The organism is Deltaproteobacteria bacterium (genome assembly GCA_016213065.1).
Lineage (GTDB): Bacteria > UBA10199 > UBA10199 > SPLOWO2-01-44-7 > SPLOWO2-01-44-7 > JACRBV01.
The window spans coordinates 14,077-31,501 of the sequence record JACRBV010000035.1 but is presented as its reverse complement, the minus strand read 5'-3'; the positions used below and the strand labels follow the sequence as shown (position 1 = coordinate 31,501).

Here is a 17,425-nt window from a genome sequence, read left to right as displayed (position 1 = left end):
AGGATGGCGCGGAAGGCTTGGTGTTCCGGCAGACTTAAATTTGGGTCTTTTTCGATCAATTCAAAAAATAACAGGTAGTCTCCACTCGGCATTTCTCTGTGCTCCAAACAAGAACGCACTGTCTCATAAAACATACATATAAATGTTTGAAATATATGAATTTTTTTGTTGACCCCTATTCACCCCCATGGAAACTTACGTTCATGGAGATCATAAATATGAAGCCCAATTTAAAAAACAAAAAATTTCTTGCCCGCCATCGGTCCAATCACGGCAACGTATGGATTTATGGAATAGCGGTATTTCTGTTGATGACTTTTCATTTAGGCTGTGGCGGTGGCAGTGAAGCTACATCCTCAAGATTAGTTCGCGCTGATCTGGAATATCCTCCTGAACTTTTTCAAATTAGCAAGGATATCGACATTCAGGGCACCTTGTTTAAAACATCAAGTTTTACAGAGGATAATAAAATTGCAGGCCCGACAAAAGCTATTGTCCAGGACAACGACAAAACAAAATTTGAGTTTTCATTTACCAATGTGCCCGACGGCACTTTCTATCTGGAAATTCTTTTTAAAAATAAAACGTCCTTGTCCTCTTCAAAAAAAAATAGTGTTGCCAAAACCTCTTCTGAGACAACACCAGAACAGTGCGAACAAGTCTCATGGGAATTGGCAAAGCCATATTGCGAAGCTAAAAAAATCGAACAACAATGCAAAGACGCAATCAAAACAGAATGTGCTAATGACCCTTCCCCTATACAAAATGCGACAGATGAAAACACAGCCGCGACTTCCAAAGAGGATAAACTTCCCATTCTTGCAAGTCTGACGGCTCGAATCGAATTTTCTCAGGGCAAAAATGTTCATATAACTTTTAAACAACCGGATTTTAATTTGTCTTACGATGACGATGGCAATGGAATAACAAATTTGTCGGAAGCGGTTGGTATTCCGGCTACAGTGAACCCATCAAACGATTCCAGCAACTCTTCTGATAATCCGCCGAATGGTTCCACGTCCATTCCATTACCCGTTCCTCCTTCTAATTTGACCGTTATTACCGGTGACGGCCAAAATACAATAGATTGGAATCTTTCCTCTAATGTAATCTCTTATAATCTTTATTGGTCAACAGCTTCCGGTGTAAGCAAAATTAATGGAACAAAAATTCAGGCGGCCACGAAACCATTTATTCATACGGGTCTTAACAATGGCGTCACCTATTATTATGTCGTCACAGCAGTCAATTCTGGAGGAGAAAGTGTTCCATCAGCGCAAAGTTCCGGAATGCCGGTGTCCCCCGTTGCCGGACAATGGACTTTAAGGAATTCAGGCAGTACGGCATGGCTCGATGACATTGCTTTTGGTAATAATATTTTTGTGGTCACATCCAAGGGTTCCAGTAAACAGATTTTAACGTCGTCAGACGGCGTTCAGTGGACAACACACGCCGTACCAAATGATTATTCAACAGGCATTGCCTATGGCAACAATCTGTTTGTCATTGTGGGTTGGAACGGTCAGATTGCCACTTCACCGGACGGCATTTCATGGACAAAAAAAATATCGGGGACAACCAATTATTTCTATGCCGTAACCTACGGAAACAATACCTTTGTGGCAGTAGGCGACGATGGAACTGTCGTCACCTCCCCTGACGGTACAACATGGATTAAGAGAAACTCCGGAATCGCAGAAAATCTGCGCGGGATCATTTACGCTAACAATACTTTTGTAGCTGTTGGCAGTAACGGAAAAATCATCATATCCACGGATGGCATTACATGGACATCAAAAAATTCGGGTACTACAACAACTCTCAGCGCTATTGCCTATGGTAACGGAACTTTTGTTATTGTGGGACCAAGTTTTGGCGTGGCAAGCACGGCGCCCAATATTCTGACGTCCCCGGATGCCGTGGCATGGACACTGCGTAATCCTTATTATCTCAGTGATGTGACCTATGCTCAAAATACATTTGTCGCCGTGGGTTATGGTGGCAAAGTTTTGACTTCTTCAGACGGCATTACCTGGGTGTCAAGAGACATTGGAGTTACGGATGTTCTTTTCAGCATCGTCTACGGTAACACCACTTTTGTAGCCGTGGGCCAAAATGGAAAAATTTTAACTTCACACTAAAGGAGACGGGAGATGCTTTTACACAAAATGAGCTGTGCAACACTTTTTTTAATCGCTTTTTTATTGCTTTTCGGCTGTAGCGCGGGGGGCGCGATTTTTTCCGAAGGGTTTCCATTCCTTTCGCAGAACAATCCAGCGGCATCTTTGGGAATCAAAGAAGACACCTCCACCGGCCTGAAAGGGACAGATGCCAATTATAACGGCATCCGCGATGATATTGATCAGCTGATTGAAAAAAAATATTCCGTAACGCAGGCCATAAAGAAAGCGGCGGAACAAGATGCCAAAGCCACGCAAAAAATGATGGAAGCAACAACCAAAACCGAAGCTTTTGAGGCTACAGAATTGATGGACCGGGCGATTGACTGTGAGTACAGTCTCCCCGATTTTGAAAGCAGCAAGGATCGGGAAAAACTTCAGCTCGAAATGTCTAGGGAAATAGAAGCCCTTACGGCTAATACACGAGAGCGTTTTAAAAAATATCTTCAATCGAACAAATTGGTGGGGGGAGGCTATTTTACTCAAGGAAAGGGTCCCTTCTGTGATTAAAATCAGCGTCATATTCTTTATAGGATATTTTCTTTTTCTTTCTTCAGTGCATGCCTTGCAAAATTGCGAAGCGGCTCCCGAAAAATTCCATGTTGTATTTGTGAATGGCATATGGACATCGCGGAAAGATGCACAGAAAGCAAAAGATAAATTAGTCAAGGTGCTGGGAGAGAGTTTTCAGGGACAAGAGATCACTTATGATCTGGCCTATAATTATACCGATGGACCTTTTGAAGATCTCGTTCAGGCGGCGGATCAAAATCTGGCACAATACAGCAGTCAAATTTTTTTATGGCTATATCAAATGGGAAATATTCCGGGCTGGTTTCAGAACCTCCAAGATAAATTATTCCAAGCGGAATATGAGGTTGCCGCTTCGGAGTTAAGCACCCATATTGAAAAATACCGTGAAGCCATTTTACAGGGTCAGAAAGTCATGGTCGTGTCCCATTCCCAAGGAAATTTCTATGCCAACGAGGCACAGCAAATTCTTGCAGATGCACAACCCAGTATTCCCATGACAAGTTTTGGCATATTTGGCGTCGCAACACCTACAAATAATGTGGGTGGAATTAGGGGAGACGGTGCACCCTATCTGACCAATCATCGGGATATCATCACAGTCCTGAGATTGCTCGGCGCCTTGCCGCACAACCATACTCTGAAAAAAACATTGGATAATTCTGTGGCGAACGATTTGGACAGATATAAAGCACATGGATTTATTAATACCTATTTGTCATCCGATTTTGATATTGCACCGGCACTGGTTGTTGATATCCAACGGCAACTGGCCAAACTTCAAGACCCGCCTCAGATTGTTGGAAGCGGGCCTATTACCGTGACGGTGACTTGGAATCTGGATAACGCAGACGTTGACTTGCATCTGTTCGAACCGGATCAAACACATGTTTATTACAAAAACCTCAAAGGGGTTAGCGGTTTTCTGGATCTTGACAATAAACAAGGTTTTGGTCCCGAACATTACTATACAGATTGCAACCAGCTACAAGTCGGTGAATATACGATCGCCTTAAATTATTATGAAGACCATAATGATAATGAAGAACAACTTCCGGCGCGTCCCGTCACAGCAAATGTAACAATTACCGTTCCAAACGGAACAAGAACTTTTACCCAAATATTGACAGATGACATCCAAACCGCCGGCAACGACAATCCTGTAAAGATTGCCACAGTTACGGTTAACCAAATTGTTGCTCCGGATAATCCCGGTCTTAACGGAAAATTAAAATACCGGATTGTGGAATCACAATAACTGACAGCACATTTACGCAATCTGAATCAATTCTAATTTTCCTTTCCAGCGCGAGCGCAGGATGGCGCGGAAGGCTTGGTGTTCCGGCAGACTTAGATTTGGATCTTTTTCGATCAATTCAAAAGCACCTTGGCGGGCTAAGCTCAAAATATCAATATCTTGTGCCAGATTGGCGACCCTGAATTCCGGCAGACCCGCCTGCCTTGTGCCTAAAAATTCTCCGGGACCGCGAATCGCCAAATCCTCTTCGGCAATTCGGAAACCGTCATGGGTTTCAACCATTACTTGAAGGCGCTTTTTTGCTTCTTCTGAGCGGCGATAATCGGCCATCAGAATGCAATACGATTGAAAAGAACTGCGCCCCACCCTTCCACGAAGCTGATGAAGTTGTGAAAGTCCGAAACGTTCGGCGTGTTCCACCACCATCACGGTGGCATTGGGACAATCAACCCCCACTTCCACCACGGATGTCGCCGCCAAAATTTGCACTTTCTGATTTTTAAAATCGGCCATGATGGATTCTTTTTCCTGAACAGGAAGACGGCCATGTAAAAGAGCCACTTTGTAATCGGGTTCAAAAAGACGTTTGAGTTCTTGAGACATCTCGGTTGCATTTTTCAAATCGAGTTTTTCACTCTCTTCAATCAACGGATAGACAACAAAAATCTGGTGATTTTTTTTCAACTCCTGCGACATGCCCTGATACATGCCTTCTCTTTGTTTCTCCCCGTAAAGTCTTGTGGCAATAGGTTTACGCCCCTGTGGCAGTTCATCAATGACGGAAACATCCAGATCACCATAAGCAGTAAGCGCGAGAGTTCTGGGAATGGGCGTTGCCGTCATCACTAAAACATCGGGCATTTTTCCTTTTTTATGCAGGGCCTGCCGTTGCAAAACGCCAAAGCGATGTTGTTCATCAATCACAATAAATCCCAGTTTCGCAAATTCCAGACCTTGTTGGATCAAAGCGTGTGTTCCAACAACAAGAGGCACTTCTCCATTCTTGCAGGATTGATACAGAGTCTCTCTCTCTTTTCCTTTGATACCGCCGGTTGCGAGCCCACAAGGAATTCCAAGCGGTTGCAGAAAGCGGCTCATCGTTTGAAAATGTTGCTCCGCCAAAATTTCGGTCGGCGCCATAATCACCGCTTGATAACCATTGGCAATGGCTTGCAAAGAACAGGCAAGCGCTATCACCGTTTTTCCGCTCCCCACATCGCCTTGCAAAAGACGGTTCATCGGATAGGAGCGCTCCATGTCTTTTCGAATTTCCTTCAAAACACGGCACTGGGCTTTTGTTAATGCAAAGGGGAGTATTTTCAAAAAACGATCTTCTGTCTCGGCATGATGAGGAAAAGCAATCCCCTGTTCCCGAACTGTTTTGGATTTTTTTAATGCGAGCCCCAACTCCAGAAAAAAGAATTCATCAAAAATCAGGGTGCGATGTGCCTGAGATTGTCTCTCATTCAAAAGATTGACATCGATATCGGAGGCGGGAAAATGAAGCTGGGCAACTGATTCCCACGGGTCGGCCAGATGATATTTTTCCAGAAAATCCAGAGGAAGTGCCGGCCTTAAATGTTGTCCAAAATAATCCCACGCATTGCGTACAATCTTTCGCATCATTTTTTGCGAAACGCCTTCGGTCAACGGATAAACAGGCAGAATTTTTCCACCGGCTTCTGTTATAGGGGCAGGCAAAGCCCCCTCCACCGGCAAAGCCGGCGGAGCCTCCCCCTCTCGCCGCCCTTGGCGGCTAAATTCATCACTCTCCACCTCATTCTCCAGAAACTCCACTTCGGGATGTAGGAACTGTCCCTTATTTTTGAAAAAACTGATTTCTCCCGCCATCAAAACTTTGGTGCCCACTTGAAAATTTCGCCTCATGTAATCCAAATAAAAATGAAACCATTTGGCAGAAATTTTTCCCGTGTTGTCGCTGACAGTGACTTCGAAAACTTGTTTGCCACTGCGGCCCAATAAATGAACGCCCGCCGACATCACATGACCAATTACGGTTCTCTCCTTGCCCGGAGTTATTTCCGCAATCGGTGAAATAAGTCTGCGATCAACATAGCGAATGGGAATAAGATAAAAAAGGTCTTCGACGGTAAAGACATTCAACTTCGCCAATTTTTTGGCCAAAGCAGGACCCACGCCTTTGATAAATTGCACGGGTGTTGCGAGCGGAGAATCATTTTTGGAAAATGGTTTGGGCACCCAAGCGGTATAATACTAGGCACCGCCGTTATCAAGGACTGTAAATTCGGTCCGACGGTTTCTGGCGCGCCCTTCGTCGGTGTTGTTATCCGCAACAGGACGGGATTTGCCATAACCTGTGGCTACCAGACGATCGGGAGAAACCCCTTTTTTAACCAGATACCCACGCACGGCTTCAGCACGCCGCTGAGAAAGTTTTATATTATAGGCATCGGAACCGATCCAGTCGGTATGTCCCTCAATCCGAATTTTTTTGATTTGCGGATTTTGTTCAAGCACTTTTACGACATCATCCAAAATGGGATAAGAGACCGGGCGAATATTCGACTTGTTAAATTCAAAATGAATTTTTTGCATGATGATGATTTTTTCTTCATAGGGCGCTTCGACGGAAACGGGAGAGGCCTCTTCGTCTGAGAGCTCAACCACTTTGGTATTGCGATAACTCACTTGCGCCATTGTCCGCCATGCGGGCGCTCCAAATCCTTTATCAATACCGGTTCCTCCCAGTACGGAAAATTTCCAGCGTTTAATAATCCCGGGTTCATAACGCGCTCCAATTAAAAATTCAAAAGGGGATTGGATTTGATGTTTGAAAGGAGATTTCGCAAGCGTTTCACCATAAAATTCAGCCAGTGCGGCAAATTTTTTGCCGATGGGAACATTGGCGCCGAAAGACAAAAGAATCTGATCATCGATATTCGCAAAGGCCGTGTCGGGAGCATAATTGCGATTCTTCAAAACCTGATAACCGACATTTAAACCAAAATAGACTTTTCTTTTGATATTGGCATCCACAACCACCTTTGCGCCGCCTGAAAACTGACCATAACCGGTCATGTAATAACCGCTTCCGGTCGGAAACGAAATGAAAGGCTGGATGGCAACGCCAAACATACTGCGATCGGAATCGAGTAACCTTAACTTGGTTGCGAACAGGATATCCCCCATTTTTGTTTTTGTCTGCTTGGGACAAACTGATCCACTCACAATACATTGAGAAGCGTCACGGGTCACAAAATTGAAAAATGTTTCATAGGCAACAACCGGAACATCCAGACCGACATCAAGCCAATCCGTCAGACCAATGGCCCCTGTAACATGCACCACCAAAAAATCGTCGATAACACCCGCCACACGATTGGCGGCGCCTGTTGCGGGAACCACTTCAACGGGTTCAAAGGCGTAATCCAAATTTAATCCGAGATCATAACCCCACTGATACAAACCTTGAGATTGACTAGTGACAACGAATTTTCCACCATCAAATGCGGGACGGACATAATCGGCACTGTTACTGGGAAAACGGGCAAATGCGGGATAAGATAAAAAAGAAACGACAGCAATCCAAAAACCAAATTTTATTTTCTTCACTCTCCCCCCATATGAAATGGTGCAAACACATTTTTTGTCATCCCTGCGAAAGCAGGGATCCATTATTTATAAATATTTCTGGATTCCGGCTCCCTGCTTACTGCCTGCAGGGACAGGCTCCGCCGGAATGACACTTTCCACCACTTCTCTTATTATCAAATGTAACGGCGCGGATAATAAAGTGGCCTTGGGGGGAAGTCAAACACTAAACCGTCCGATGTCACTGAACAATTAAAATCGAGGAGGTGATTTTACAGTTCTACAGTCTATATTTTTTTCGCATTTATTCGGTCCTTTTCCCTCAACCGAAACGCAGGCTTTGTTCCGACACTCCATGTGGTAAATCTTTTTAGCAAAACCCTTAAAAATTTCAGACTTCCGTTTCGCAGAACTTCGCACCTCTCCGCAATCATTGTGGCCTTCGATGCATCGGTCTGACATGGGAAGACCGCTAACGATTTTTGACGCGTTGTATTTTGGGATGTTTTTTTATGGGATGATCTTTTTGTTGTCCTAAAACATAAAATATGCGATCATAATCGCGTATTTTATGTTTTATATATTTATTCAATGATATCCAGCAATTATGAATCTAACTTCGATCAAAATCTTGAATCCATGGTGGGATGATCCTTCTGCAATTGAAACAGATGAACACATTGTGCAGATAAAGGGCAAACCTTATTATTTTGATAACCCGATCAAAAGAAATCTTTTATTCGAACAAGGACGTGGCTACATCCTTCGCGGAGGAAGACAAGTTGGAAAAACAACCCTCCTAAAAGAAAAAATAAAAGAGGCTATCCAGACTGCTAGACTGGATGCCAAAAAATGTCTTTTTCTTTCCTGCGAGTCCTTCGGCAATTTCGAAAAGTTGCAGGATGCGATTACCAATTGGATCGAACCAAAAAAAAACCATCAAACGGTTGTTTGTCTTGACGAAATAACGTTCGTGGAAGACTGGCAAAGATGTGTACTCTGGCTTTACAATGCCGGCCTTTTAAAAAATGCCTCTCTTTTTATTTCGGGTTCCAATGCGCGCGATCTAAAAAAGATGGCGGAGCGATTTTCGGGAAGAAACGTCAAGGAGATAAATATATACCCGTTAAATATCGATGATTATTCAGGGCTTGAATGTTTCAAAAATCTGCCAAAAGAGGAATTGCTGAAGATATATATGAAAGTGGGAGGATTTCCGCATGGCATTCGTGATTTCTGTGAATTCGGACAGGTTCTTGATGACACATACGAAACATATTCCAATTGGATATTCGGAGATGCCCACCGATTCAAACTGTCACGGGAAGTTTTGGTTCATATTCTTTTTCGGATTTTTGATACGCTGGGCACACAAGTTACATGGCAAAGGGTTATCGAAAAAACCCCCATTAAAAGCCACGAGACGGCTTCAGATTATGTCGAGCATCTTGAACTTGCCTTCTTGTGCAGAGTGTTAAATTGTTACGATCCCGACAAAGAAATGTCGTCGCCTCGAAAAGCCAAAAAAATATATTTTATTGATCCGCTGTTATGCGTGATTGCGGGATGTTATTTGAGAGGCCTGCGAAACTGTTATCAATGGTGGGTAAATTATCTGGAAAAAAGAGAAAAACTTGGCAATATCTTTGAATCCATCGTCATCAATTATTTGGCAGGGAAGAATGATCCGATGTATTACTGGTATTCTTCCAATTTGAAACGCGAAACCGATGTCTTATTGAAAAAGGGAAATGAAATTTTTCTTTTCGATATCAAGCTGGAACCCCAAAAGTTGCGTCCTGTCATGGGCAAAAATGTTAACGTCATCTCTTTAAGAAATTTTCCCGGTTTTATTACACCACCTTGGCAATGCTAAGGATGGCATCCTTAATATGAGGAAGCTCCGGGATGGTGATATTCTCTAACGATTCTGCAAGACCAACGCCGGGGACGTTCGCTCCTGCGAGTAAAATCGGCGGCGCTTGCAGATGGTAAAAACAATCTTCCATAATTCGGCGGAGAATGTGTTCTCCGTAATTTGTAATTTCCGTGTCTTCATTGACAATCACAACACGTCCCGTTTTTTTGACCGATTCAAAAATTGTTTTCTGATCGTAAGGATAAAGCGTGCGCAAATCGATGACTTCCGCGGAGATCTGCTCCTCTTTTAATTGCTGTGCCGCTTGGACACAAAGAGGAAGCATCCGTCCATAACTGATGACAGTGATTTGATTTCCCTCAACACAGACTTTCGCCTTTCCCAAAGGAATATCCGCCTGCTGAAGATTGGGCCATTTGGCCTGCCAACGACTGCGATCTCCAAGAGGGGCGTCAATCATTTGGGAAAGCTGTTTCGCATCAGCGGGTTCACCAGGAATTTTTTCCTCTCCCTGCACACGCAAGAGAGCTTTTGGGAACAGATACATGACCGGATTGGGATCTTTAACCGCGGACAGCATCAAGCCATAGGCGTCATAAGCATTGGAAGGAATGACAATTTTCCAACCCTGAATATGGCTCATGATCGCTTCAAAAGAATGCGAATGATAAATGGAACCGTGAATGCCGGCTCCAACCGGCGTCATCACGACCATCTGCACGGGCCATGCCCCGTTGGAACACCAAAGATTATTGCCGCATAATTTTAAGAGATCAATCGTGTTGAAAATATAATCTGAAAATTGAATTTCGGCGATTGGTTTGCATCCGGCCAGAGCCAATCCAAAAGCGCAACCAATAATCCCGCGCTCATCGAGCGGAGAATTCCATGCCGACTTGATTCCCTGCGTGCAAGTAAAAACGCCTCCCAGAGGAGGACCGACATCCTCGCCAAAAACATCCATCACGCCGAGATTTTCTTCGGCATAATGAAGCGCCAATCTGATTGCCTGTGCCATGGTTGCCATGTTACGTTTTCATCCACCTCGGGAGCGGGTGGGATGTATCCTCTTTGTTAACAAACACATGATCGAAAATTGTTTCGGGGTTTGGTCCCGTTTCCTGAAGCACCTGTTTCAAACTGTCCTGAGATTCTTTTTCATATTTTTCCCGGATTTTTTTAAAATCATCTTCTTTCAAAATCCCTTTTTGCTTGAGTCGTTTTTCAAATTCGGGAATGCAATCGACCTCTCCGGAAACGCGATTGGCACCGGAAGCGCTGGAGTGACCGTACAATCTGGAAACGCGCGCCTCCAGTAAAAAAGGTTTTCTTTCTCTGCGCACAGTGTCCATCGCCTTTTGAAGCGCCTGATAGGAGGTTACCGGATCATTCGCGTCAATAATCGCCGTTTTAATTCCGAAGGCTTCGCCTCTTTTTGCAATGGGTTCTTCGCAATGAACTTCAGCAAAAGGAGTGCTGATGCCATATTGATTATTCGTGACAATAATCAGAATCGGAAGTTCTTTACCCTTTCTGGAAGCCCAGACCAGACAGCTGGCAAATTCTCCTTCGGCCGTTCCGGCATCTCCACCCGTGACGATGGTGATCCCCTCCCCTTTGTGCCGGGCCTGCGCAACACCCGTGCCGATACAGGCCGCGTATTGCGTCTCGATAGGGCTGGTGACATTCACGACATTCCATTCCTTGATGGAAAAGTGCCCCACAAAATTGCGCCCGCCTGAATAAGGATCCGTCGCGGTGTTGTGCATCTGGCGCATCGCATCGATCATCTTCATCCCCATCGTCAGCAGAGTTGCCGATTGGCGATAATGGAAATGCAAAAAATCATAATCAAGTCCTTCGCCCTTTTTGATCAACAATCCGAGCGGCACATTAAAAGCCTCTTCACCCGGACCGCCAATCCAGAAAAAACCCTGCCCTGATTTACTCATCCGAATAAGGCGCTCTTCCAAAACGCGGGCTTTGACCATGAGGTCATATATTTTTGCTTGCAAGGAAGCCTGCAATTCGCGCTCAATGTTCATAGATTATTTGCTAAAAAAATTTTTCAACCAAGGCTGATTTTATCTTCTCCTTCAATTCTTCTTTGGAAATATTACAACCCAACTCTTTTAACGATGTCATCTGGTCGCCCGACATACCACAGGGTCTTGCTTGCCGAAAAGGAGTCAAATCACAATCAACATTTAACGCAAAACCGTGAAAGGTAACCCACCGCCGCACTGCAATTCCAATCGACACCACTTTTTTGTCGCCGCTCCATACTCCAGCGCAATATTCTTGTCTATACCTTCCCTCAATCCCGTAGGTTTTCAAAATAGCGATCAATATCTCTTCCAATTTTCTTAAATATTGCGGGATGCTCATTTTGCGCCGATTCAAATCAAGAATGGGATAACCCACAATTTGTCCGGGTCCGTGATAAGTTAACTCCCCTCCTCTTTCGATATCGACAACAGGAATATCCTCCCCCACAGGGCGGTCTTCGAGGCGGGTTCTTCGACCACATGTATAGACGGGAAAATGTTCCGTAATAATAATGAGCTCGTCTAACTTTTTTAAAGCGACATCGGAATGTAACTCCCTCTGAAGTTTAAGTGCCTCTTCATAATGGGTCATGCCCAGATCAGTTACCCTCTCCCATAAAGGGAGAGGGAAATAAATTTTCTCCCTCTCCCCTTGTGGGAGAGGGTTAGGGAGAGGGGTTTTATCTTTGAAAAATGTGGATGGCTGTTCCATGGACCGCTTCGGCTCCTTCCATTAAAGTTTCGGTTAATGTTGGATGAGGGTGAACAGTGCGCGCGAGATCTTCAGCCGTTGCTCCCATCTCGATAGCCAAACACGCTTCTCCAATTAAATTGGAAGCATCGTGTCCCACAATCGCCACTCCCAATACGCGATCGGTTTTTGTATCCGCAATAATTTTGACGAAGCCGTCTGTTTCATTCGCGGTCAACGCTTTTCCGGAGGCGGCGAAAGGAAATTTTCCAATTTTAATTTGGAAGCCCGCTTTTTGTGCCCCGGCTTCATCGTATCCCACGGTGGCAATTTCGGGTGTGGTGAAAATAACAGCGGGCATTGCGCGCACATCGTAAATTTCCTTTTTACCCGCAATCACACCTGCCGCAACCAATCCCTCTTTGCTCGCCTTATGGGCCAGCATCGGTTGACCCGCACAATCACCAATCGCATAAATCCCGTCGACATTGGTTTGAAGTTTATCATTTACCTTAATAAAACCTTTCGGATCTATTTGTATGCCCACATTTTCCAAACTTAAATTTTTGGTATTGGGAGTGCGCCCCACCGCGACTAAAATTTTGTTCACCAAGATTTTTTGTTTTTCATTGTCTTTTTCTAAACTCACCTCCGCTTTTCCATCCACCTCTTTCCAACCGGTAGCTTTGGTATTGAGATGAATATCTACTTTGCGACGCTTCAACTCTCTGGCGACCACTTGCACCAAATCTTGTTCCATGCCGGGAAGAAGACTCGCCGTTGCTTCAACAACCGTGACTTTGGATCCAAACGCGGCGTAGAAAGAACCAATTTCCAAACCGATATACCCGCCACCGATCACGCAAAGATTTTCCGGAATCGCGGCAAAACTTAAACCCTCGGTGGAAGTCCCCACAAATTTTTTATCAATATTAAATCCCGGAATGACGGCTGAGCTTGAACCCGTGGCAATCACCACCGTATCAAAGGAGACAACCTCTTCCCCCGCCGCCGTTTTAACGGACAACTCCCGTTTGTTTTTAAAACGCGCCTCTCCTTTAATAACCTCTACTTTGTTGGCCTTAAGAAGTTGTGCCACACCACCGGTTAATTTTTTGACGACGCCGTCTTTCCACGCTTGCAATTTGACCATGTCCAGAGAAACGTCTTTCATCGAAACACCAAATGTTTCTCCTTCAGAAAGATGAGAATAAAATTCGGAGGCGTGAATCATCGCCTTGGAAGGAATACAACCGACATTGAGGCAAACTCCGCCGACATTTTCTTTTTCAATCAGTCCCACTTTTTTCCCAAGTTGAGCAAGGCGGATGGCCGAAACATAACCGCCCGGCCCGCCCCCAGTCACAACCGTATCAAATTTTTTCATAAATCCACCCTCTCCCCGCCTCCCCCCTCAAGGGGGAGGTGAGAAGGTAAAAAACTATTTATATAAGCTCCAAAAAGGCGGCGCCCGGGTGTTCCAGAAAATGGATCACCTCTTTTACGAATGCCGCGACTTCCGCTCCATCCACAACGCGATGGTCGGCGGAAACGGAAATATACATCATCTGCCGAACCACAATTTTATCGTCTTTCACAATCGGTGTCGGTTTGATCTGATGCAATCCCATAATCGCCACTTCGGGATAATTGATGATGGGTGCCGAAAACATTCCGCCGATGGAACCAATGTTGGTGATGGTAAAGGTCCCGCCTTTTAATTCATCAAGCGTTAATTTATGATTGCGGGCAGATTCACCCAGACGGGAAATTTCACGGGCCAAATCAAGGATTGATAAACTGTCGACATTTTTAAGGACCGGAACAATGAGACCATCATCGGTGGCCACGGCTACACCAACGTTATAATATTTTTTGAGAATGATCTCATGCGTTGCATCGTCCAAAGAAGAATTCAAAATGGGATATTTTTGCAGAGCTCTTAAAACCGCCTTCATGATGAAAGGAAGATATGTGAGTTTGACTCCCTTTTCCGTCGCGGCCGGTTTTGCACTTTTGCGAATCATCACGAGTTCGGTCATATCGACTTCATCTACATGAGTAAAATGAGCCGCCGTGCGACGGGAAAGAGCCATGTGTTCCGCAATTTTGCGGCGAAGACCACGCAGAGGGATACGTTCTTCTTTTGGACCATGGACAATGGACAAGGGACTAGGGACCTTTTCCTTCTGTTTTTGGTCCATGGTCTGTGGTCCATAGTCTATGGTCCTTTTCTTTATTGCTTCCTCTACATCTTCCTTGAGAACACGACCGCCGGGACCGGTACCTGTAACAGAATTTAGATCAACATTTTTATCTCTGGCAAATTGACGAACAGCGGGAGAAGCAAGAATAGGACCATGGACAATGGACTGTGGACCATAGACCTTTTCTTTCTGTTTTTGGTCTGTGGTCCCTTGTCCATGGTCCATAGTCTTTTTTGGATCCATGGTCTTTTTCTCGCCTTCTTCACCAATCACCGCCAATGTTTGACCAATCTTGGCAATCGCCCCTTCTTTCAACACAATTTCTTGCACAACTCCTTCGACAGACGAAGGAATCTCCATCGTCGCTTTGTCTGTCATGAGCTCCACCAAATGTTGGTCGAGAGAAACTTTGTCTCCTTCTTTCACCAACCATTTTAAAATTTCCCCTTCTTGAACTCCCTCACCGAGGTCAGGCATTTTCCAGTCCATGTTCGCTCCATTCAAATTTAAAAATTAAAATTCAAAATTTTGAATTTTGACTTTTGATTTAACATAAAACTCCCCCGCCCTGTAGGAACTGCGCACTAACGGGCCGGAGGCTATATAATCAAATTGAAAAGTCTCTCCCCAATTTTTCAGATAATCAAATTTTTCCGGCGTCACAAATTCCTGCACGGGCAAGTGATTGTACGAAGGTTGTAGATATTGACCCAATGTCAAAAATGAAACTCCCGCTTTTTTCAAATCCTCAAAAGCCTCCAGAATTTCATCATCGGTTTCTCCTACTCCCAACATCAGAGATGATTTTGTGTAAACAGATGGAAATTTTTCTTTCACAAATTGTAAAACTTTCAGAGACTGATCATACGTCGCTCTGGGATCTCTAACTTGTGGAGTCAGACGGCGCACCGTCTCGATGTTATGAGAAAAAACATGAGGACTCGCATCGGCCACAGTGGCTATCTGATCTTCGATTCCCTGAAAGTCGGGGGTTAAAACTTCGATTACTAAACGGGGGTGGTCCCTCTTCGCTTCTTCAATAACTTTTGCAAAATGAACAGAACCGCCATCTTGAAGATCGTCTCTGTTGACGGAGGTAATGACCACATAATCCAATCCCATAAGGGCGATGGATTTGGAAATTTTTTGGGGCTCGAACGGATCTAACGGACTTCCCTTGTGCGCGGTCTTGACCGCGCAAAACTTGCATCCGCGCGTGCAAACATCCCCCATAATCATGAAGGTCGCGGTCCCCTCCCCCCAGCATTCTCCAATATTGGGACAGTGTGCTTCTTCGCAGACCGTATGAAGACGTTTACTCCGAAGAGCAGACCGAATTTGATTGTAACGATCCCCACCCGGAACCGAGACTTTTAACCACGAAGGTTTTTTTGTTTTTTGCTGTTTAAGCGCCGGAAGTTGCATTGTAACCCCCTCAAAAACGGGGGCAAACTAATACACCCAAACAAAACGCGCAACGGTAGAAAACACAGTAAAATTGACATGGAATTTCAAGGAGTTAAAAGATTAAAATATGTTGTTTTCATGCGCTCCACCTTGTTTTTTATTTGGATAGTATATATTATCTAAATTTAGATAATAGCCATTGACCAAATTCAGAAAATAACATAGGATTTGGATATGAAGAGTGATTTCCTGATCCACAACCTTTTCTGGGAAGGATTTGAAAGTTTCGAAACGAATGATCCCCATTTGAAAAAACTGAAGGGCCTTAAGTACATTCATAAATCAAGTCTTGAAACGGATATACCGGTTTTGTTTCCGGGAATCTATATGCTCACGGGCGGGCGTCAGGTCGGGAAATCGACGCTTCTTAAGTTGATCATAAAGAAGCTACTCGAACGAAAGCAAATTGTGGCCAAGCAAATATACTATTTGCCATGCGATACGATAACCGATTTCAAACAACTTATATTTGAGATTAACAACTTTTATGAGTCGACCAACAAGAGTGATTATTTTCTTTTATTGCTGGACGAGGTTACCTACGTCCGAGAGTGGGAACGCGCAATAAAGAGTTTTGCAGACGCAGGTCTTTTTAACAATGCCGCTGTCATTATTACCGGTTCGGACTCGCTTCTTTTGAAGGAAGCCACAATGATGTTTCCCGGAAGGCGGGGAAAATCGTCAAAAGTCGATTTCCATTTGTATCCCCTGTCATTTAGGGAATTTGTCTCTCTAAAAAATAGCACACTTGGAGCTACACTCGATAACATCGGAGCAAATTTCGATCAATTTTTTGGAATCAAAAACATCCGTCTGGACAGCGACCAAATACTCTCCTTATTCCCTTTATTCGAAGAATATATGCAAAGCGGCGGCTATATGCCGGCAATTAACGACTACGCGGCGCAAACAAAAATTCTTCCTGCAACCTATAACACTTATATTCAATGGATCGTCGGCGACATATTAAAGCGGGGCAAACAGGAATCCTATTTAAAAGAAATTATTTCTGTACTGCTTTCAAGAATTGGGAAACAGATTACATGGACCAATCTGGTAAATGATGTGGCTATTGAGCATCACAAAACAATCGCCGATTATATTGAACTCCTTAGCAGAATGGATGTGGTCAAAATTTTTCAGGCCTTAAGGGAGGATAAAATGCTCCCCGCTCCTAAAAAGGCAAAGAAAGTCTGCTTTTCCGATCCATTTATTTTTCATGCACTGCACGGCTATATAAAAAACGAAAATGATTTTTTTGCGCTGGCAAAAACAACACTTGAACCTTCGAGCGATTTGAAAAATTCCCTAATTGAAGGAATAATCGCTTCCCTTTTTAACCGTACTTGGGAAAGTTATTATATCAAGGCGGAGGGGGAGGTTGATATTGCGATTGTCAAGAACAAGAAATTTTTACCCATAGAAATTAAAAATTCGGTTGTTCTGCAAAAAAAGGATCTCAAACAAATCCTCAAATACAAGAATGGTATCATAGGTTATGCGGGATACGAGGTCGGCAAATTCGATCATTTGGATGTAGTCCCGATACCCCTTCTGGCGGCACTCACAACTTGAAACTAAAAGTATAATA

13 protein-coding genes are annotated in these 17,425 nt (G+C 44.2%); 5 read left to right on the top strand and 8 right to left on the bottom strand.

The window, feature by feature from the left end; translation table 11 throughout:
- Positions 1 to 218 precede the first annotated feature (218 nt).
- Genes HY877_01920 through HY877_01910 form a run of 3 tightly spaced genes read left to right on the top strand, consistent with a single transcriptional unit; the run spans position 219 to position 3,969 of the window.
- Positions 219 to 2,141: a hypothetical protein gene (locus tag HY877_01920; GenBank protein MBI5299040.1), complete on the top strand. Its 1,923-nt coding sequence runs from the start codon at positions 219 to 221 to the stop codon at positions 2,139 to 2,141.
- 27 nt (positions 2,142 to 2,168) lie between these two features.
- On the top strand, positions 2,169 to 2,690 hold the full coding sequence (locus tag HY877_01915) for a hypothetical protein (GenBank protein ID MBI5299039.1): 522 nt from the start codon (positions 2,169 to 2,171) through the stop codon (positions 2,688 to 2,690).
- Positions 2,683 to 3,969 carry a hypothetical protein gene (locus HY877_01910; GenBank protein ID MBI5299038.1) on the top strand — a complete coding sequence of 429 codons (1,287 nt, stop codon included), beginning with the start codon at positions 2,683 to 2,685 and terminating at the stop codon, positions 3,967 to 3,969. The genes HY877_01915 and HY877_01910 overlap by 8 nt, the downstream gene beginning before the upstream one ends.
- Positions 3,970 to 3,981: 12 nt before the next feature.
- Here the strand turns inward: HY877_01910 and recG are convergent, their stop codons facing one another.
- Positions 3,982 to 6,189, bottom strand: a complete 2,208-nt coding sequence (gene recG / locus HY877_01905) for an ATP-dependent DNA helicase RecG (GenBank protein MBI5299037.1) — start codon at positions 6,187 to 6,189, stop codon at positions 3,982 to 3,984.
- 15 nt (positions 6,190 to 6,204) lie between these two features.
- On the bottom strand, positions 6,205 to 7,563 hold the full coding sequence (locus HY877_01900) for an OmpA family protein (GenBank protein MBI5299036.1): 1,359 nt from the start codon (positions 7,561 to 7,563) through the stop codon (positions 6,205 to 6,207).
- A 586-nt stretch (positions 7,564 to 8,149) separates the two neighbouring features.
- Between HY877_01900 and HY877_01895 the strand changes: the two genes are divergently transcribed.
- Positions 8,150 to 9,418 (top strand): ATP-binding protein, encoded by a 1,269-nt coding sequence (locus HY877_01895; protein ID MBI5299035.1) that lies wholly within the window; start codon positions 8,150 to 8,152, stop codon positions 9,416 to 9,418.
- On the opposite strand, the gene HY877_01890 is transcribed toward HY877_01895, so the two are convergent.
- The 6 genes from HY877_01890 to lipA are packed head-to-tail and all read right to left on the bottom strand — an operon-like array spanning position 9,396 to position 15,792.
- Entirely contained in the window at positions 9,396 to 10,448 is a 1,053-nt protein-coding gene (locus tag HY877_01890) for an alpha-ketoacid dehydrogenase subunit beta (GenBank protein MBI5299034.1), read from the bottom strand. The genes HY877_01895 and HY877_01890 overlap by 23 nt on opposite strands.
- A gap of 1 nt (position 10,449) precedes the next feature.
- A complete protein-coding gene (locus HY877_01885; protein MBI5299033.1) occupies positions 10,450 to 11,466 on the bottom strand; it encodes a thiamine pyrophosphate-dependent dehydrogenase E1 component subunit alpha in 1,017 nt (338 codons plus the stop codon).
- Positions 11,467 to 11,476: 10 nt separating this feature from the next.
- A complete protein-coding gene (gene lipB, locus HY877_01880; protein ID MBI5299032.1) occupies positions 11,477 to 12,181 on the bottom strand; it encodes a lipoyl(octanoyl) transferase LipB in 705 nt (234 codons plus the stop codon).
- Entirely contained in the window at positions 12,150 to 13,547 is a 1,398-nt protein-coding gene (gene lpdA, locus HY877_01875; GenBank protein MBI5299031.1) for a dihydrolipoyl dehydrogenase, read from the bottom strand. Before lpdA ends, lipB begins: the two co-directional genes overlap by 32 nt.
- Positions 13,548 to 13,605: 58 nt before the next feature.
- Positions 13,606 to 14,856: a 2-oxo acid dehydrogenase subunit E2 gene (locus HY877_01870; GenBank protein ID MBI5299030.1), complete on the bottom strand. Its 1,251-nt coding sequence runs from the start codon at positions 14,854 to 14,856 to the stop codon at positions 13,606 to 13,608.
- 24 nt (positions 14,857 to 14,880) lie between these two features.
- A complete protein-coding gene (gene lipA, locus HY877_01865) occupies positions 14,881 to 15,792 on the bottom strand; it encodes a lipoyl synthase (protein MBI5299029.1) in 912 nt (303 codons plus the stop codon).
- A gap of 216 nt (positions 15,793 to 16,008) precedes the next feature.
- On the opposite strand from lipA, the gene HY877_01860 reads away from it, so the two are divergent.
- Positions 16,009 to 17,409, top strand: a complete 1,401-nt coding sequence (locus HY877_01860; GenBank protein ID MBI5299028.1) for an ATP-binding protein — start codon at positions 16,009 to 16,011, stop codon at positions 17,407 to 17,409.
- Positions 17,410 to 17,425: the final 16 nt, after the last annotated feature.

Bases quoted from the DNA above. Each gene is read 5' to 3' on its own strand.
- HY877_01920 (MBI5299040.1), top strand. From the start codon at position 219: ATGAAGCCCAATTTAAAAAACAAAAAATTTCTTGCCCGCCATCGGTCC.
- HY877_01915 (MBI5299039.1), top strand. From the start codon at position 2,169: ATGAGCTGTGCAACACTTTTTTTAATCGCTTTTTTATTGCTTTTCGGC.
- HY877_01895 (MBI5299035.1), top strand. From the start codon at position 8,150: ATGAATCTAACTTCGATCAAAATCTTGAATCCATGGTGGGATGATCCT.
- HY877_01890 (MBI5299034.1), bottom strand. From the start codon at position 10,448: ATGGCAACCATGGCACAGGCAATCAGATTGGCGCTTCATTATGCCGAA.
- HY877_01885 (MBI5299033.1), bottom strand. From the start codon at position 11,466: ATGAACATTGAGCGCGAATTGCAGGCTTCCTTGCAAGCAAAAATATAT.
- lipB (MBI5299032.1), bottom strand. From the start codon at position 12,181: ATGGAACAGCCATCCACATTTTTCAAAGATAAAACCCCTCTCCCTAAC.
- lpdA (MBI5299031.1), bottom strand. From the start codon at position 13,547: ATGAAAAAATTTGATACGGTTGTGACTGGGGGCGGGCCGGGCGGTTAT.
- HY877_01870 (MBI5299030.1), bottom strand. From the start codon at position 14,856: ATGGACTGGAAAATGCCTGACCTCGGTGAGGGAGTTCAAGAAGGGGAA.
- lipA (MBI5299029.1), bottom strand. From the start codon at position 15,792: ATGCAACTTCCGGCGCTTAAACAGCAAAAAACAAAAAAACCTTCGTGG.
- HY877_01860 (MBI5299028.1), top strand. From the start codon at position 16,009: ATGAAGAGTGATTTCCTGATCCACAACCTTTTCTGGGAAGGATTTGAA.